The organism is Ensifer sp., from assembly GCF_035999135.1.
Classification (GTDB): Bacteria; Pseudomonadota; Alphaproteobacteria; order Rhizobiales; family Rhizobiaceae; genus Ensifer.
Map to the genome: position 1 here is coordinate 1 of NZ_DASYGZ010000196.1, position 3338 is coordinate 3338.

A 3338-nucleotide genomic window follows, 5' to 3' on the forward strand; every position below is an offset into this window, starting at 1 on the left:
CGAAGTCGAGCGTCTCTACCGCGACGCGAAAATCACGCAGATCTACGAGGGCACAAACCAGATCCAGCGCATGATCATCGCGCGCGAACTCCTGAAGAAGGGCGCACGGGCATGACCGCGTCTGAGCCTCGCCCGGTCGCACTGGTCACCGGTTCCTCGCGCGGGATCGGGCTTGCCGCAGCGGAGGCCCTGGCACGGGAGGGGTTTGCGGTTGCGGTCAACGGCTTGCCGGATGATGCGGAGCTGCCGTCAGCTGTTAGGCGGATCGCCGCCTACGGTGCCCCGGTCATGGCTGCAGCCTTCGACGTCAGCGCGCTTGCCGGCCATGACGGCGCGCTCGCAGCCATTGAAGCCGAACTCGGCCCGATCACCACGCTCGTCAACAATGCGGGTGTCGGCGTTCTCAAGCGAGGCGACATGCTGGAGGTGTCGGAGGAAAGCTGGGATCGCTGCTTTGCGGTCAACACCAAGGGTATGTTCTTTCTGAGCCAGGCCTTTGCCCGGCGTCTTGTCGCCCGCGGCAAGGGGCCGCTCTTCCATTCGATCATCAACGTCACCTCGTCGAACGCCGTCGCGGTGGCCGAACAGCGGTCGGAATACTGCGCGTCGAAAGCGGCAGCGGCAATGGTTTCCAAGGCGCTCGCCGTCCGGCTCGGACGGGAAGATGTCGCGGTCTACGACGTTCAGCCCGGCCTGATCGCCACGGAGATGACGGCTCCCGTCATTGACGCCTATCGCGAGCGAGCGGAACAGGGGCTCACGCTCTTTCCGCGCGTCGGAAGGCCCGAGGAAGTTGGCGCCCTGATCGCGTCGCTCGCGACGGGGCGTCTTCCCTACACCACCGGAATGACGATCCCGGCCGACGCCGGCATGCTCGTCCCGCGCTTTTGAGGTTCCCATGAAAATCGCGCTTCCCGACACTGAAGGCCGCCTGTCCGACTATACCCTGAGCGGCACGCCGATCGCCGCTTCAACGCTTGGCAAGAATCCGGCACGCGTCGTCTACTCTGCGGCTCACGTGGTCGCCGACCCGTTCACGGCCAGCGACCCGTCCGGCCGCGCTGCCGTCGACTGGGAAAAAACCATGGAGTTCCGCCGCTATCTCGCGGGCCTCGGGCTCGGCATTGCCGAGGCGATGGATACGGCGCAGCGCGGCATGGGTCTCGACTGGCCGGGCGCTCTGGAACTGATCCGCCGCACCCGCGAAGAACTGCCGGACGCTGTCGTCGCCAATGGCTGCGGCACGGATCATCTCGATCCGGCGACCGTCACCAGCATCGATGACGTTCGAAGAGCATACCTGGAGCAGGTCGAGGCGATCCAGAAGGTTGGCGGACGCCTTATCCTCATGGCGTCCCGCGCATTGGTGCGGGTCGCTGAGCGACCGGACGACTACATCAAGGTCTACTCCGATGTGCTGGCCGCCTGCGACGCGCCCGTGATCCTGCACTGGCTCGGCGAGATGTTCGATCCGCAGCTCGCCGGCTATTGGGGCAGCAAGGATTTCGACCCTGCGATGCAGACCGCGCTTGCCGTCATCAACGCGAATGCGGCCAAGGTCGACGGCATAAAAATCTCCCTTCTCGACAAGGAAAAGGAGATCGTCATGCGCCGCCGGCTGCCGGTCGGCGTGAAGATGTATACGGGTGACGATTTCAACTATCCCGAACTCATCGAGGGCGACAGCGAAGGTTTTTCGCATGCCTTGCTCGGCATCTTCGACCCCTTGGCTCCGGCCGCCGCCTATGCGGTCGAACGGCTCGGCGAAGGGGATCGTGCAGCGTTCCGCGCGACGCTCGATCCGACCGTGCCGCTGGCGCGGCTGATTTTCCGGGCGCCGACGCAGTACTACAAGACCGGCGTCGTCTTCCTTGCCTGGCTGAACGGCTTTCAGGATCACTTCGTGATGTTGAACGGCGCGCAGGCCATGCGGCCGCTGCCGTACTTCGTCGAGCTGTTCAGGCTCGCTGACCAGTGCGGCCTCTTGCGCGATCCGGCACTCGCCGTGGATCGGATGAAAAAGCTGCTCGCGCTCTATGGAGCCTAGCCATGCGCGATTTCACCACCGACCATTCCGCCCTCGCGCTGAACACCGCCAGCCTCGGGCACAATCTCGATGGCCATGGGGCAGGGTGGTCGCCTGAGCGCATCATCGACGCCTGCGCCGAACGCGGCTTCGGCTCGATCGTCTTCTGGCGCCGCGAGATCGGCACGCGCGCGTTTGAAATCGGCGAACGAGCGCGGGCAAGCGGCCTCGCGGTTGCCGGTCTCTGCCGGACACCGTTTCTCGTTGGCACGGAAGCCGTCGATCGGCAACGGGTGATCGACGAGGCGAAGGCGTCGATCGACATGGCCGCAGGGCTTGGCGCATCCGTGCTGACGATCGTGGTCGGGGGCGTGCATCCGGGAACCAAGGGCACGGGAGAGAGCCTGAAGATTGTCGCCGATCGCGTTGGCGAGATCGCGCCTTATGCCGCCGGCCGCAATGTTAAGCTGGCGCTCGAGCCGCTCAATCCCGTTTATGCGGGAAACCGCTCCTGCCTGACGACGCTGCGCGATGCGGTCGATATCTGTGATGCCGTTGGTGCGGCCAACCTTGGCGTTGCAGTCGATGTCTACCATGTGTGGTGGGACGGCGAGATCCAAGCCCAGTTGCAGCGTGCGGGCGCCGAGCGGATATTCGGCTATCACCTCTGCGACTGGCTCGCCGACACCCGCGACGTGCTTCTCGATCGCGGCATGATGGGTGACGGGGTCGCCGACCTGAGGGCGCTGCGGCGGAGCGTCGAAGACGCGGGCTATGCAGGTCCCTGCGAGGTCGAGATCTTTTCCGCAAACAACTGGTGGAAGCGGGATCCTGGCGAAGTTCTCGACGTGATGGTCGAGCGCTTCCGCACTTTCTGCTGACGATTTGGCTGCTAACGATTTGGCTGCTGACAATTTGGGAGGCGAACATGAAGATCCTGGTCACAGTGAAGCGGGTGGTTGACTACAACGTCAAGATCCGCGTGAAGGCGGACGGTTCGGGCGTCGAGCTTGCGAACGTGAAGATGTCGATGAACCCCTTCGACGAGATCTCGGTTGAAGAGGCGCTCAGGCTGAAGGAAGCCGGCAAGGCGGACGAAGTCGTCGTCGTTTCCGTTGGTCCGGCCAAGGCCGAAGAGACCCTGCGCACGGCGCTCGCCATGGGTGCCGATCGCGCCATCCTGGTCGAGACCGAAGACCAGGTCGAGCCGCTCGCCGTCGCCAAGATCGTCAAGGGCGTGGCCGACGCCGAACAGCCGGGGCTGATCATCGTCGGCAAGCAGGCGATCGACGACGATTCGAACCAGACCGGC

General features: G+C 64.4%; 4 protein-coding genes and 1 pseudogene. All 5 read left to right on the forward strand.

Features of this window, described 5'->3' with window-relative positions; genetic code table 11:
- Window positions 1–115: acyl-CoA dehydrogenase family protein (locus VGO12_RS25435; protein ID WP_327497641.1), on the forward strand; the 115-nt coding region annotated here is incomplete at its 5' end.
- A complete protein-coding gene (locus VGO12_RS25440; RefSeq protein WP_327515504.1) occupies window positions 112–891 on the forward strand; it encodes a 3-ketoacyl-ACP reductase in 780 nt (259 codons plus the stop codon). The genes VGO12_RS25435 and VGO12_RS25440, both read left to right, overlap by 4 nt.
- A 7-nt stretch (window positions 892–898) precedes the next feature.
- Window positions 899–2047, forward strand: coding sequence for a dihydrodipicolinate synthase family protein (locus VGO12_RS25445; protein WP_327515505.1), 1149 nt, complete (start codon window positions 899–901; stop codon window positions 2045–2047).
- A gap of 2 nt (window positions 2048–2049) precedes the next feature.
- Window positions 2050–2907 (forward strand): sugar phosphate isomerase/epimerase family protein, encoded by an 858-nt coding sequence (locus VGO12_RS25450; RefSeq protein ID WP_327515506.1) that lies wholly within the window; start codon window positions 2050–2052, stop codon window positions 2905–2907.
- Between the two features lie 47 nt (window positions 2908–2954).
- Window positions 2955–3338: pseudogene (locus tag VGO12_RS25455) on the forward strand (electron transfer flavoprotein subunit beta/FixA family protein); the annotation flags it as partial.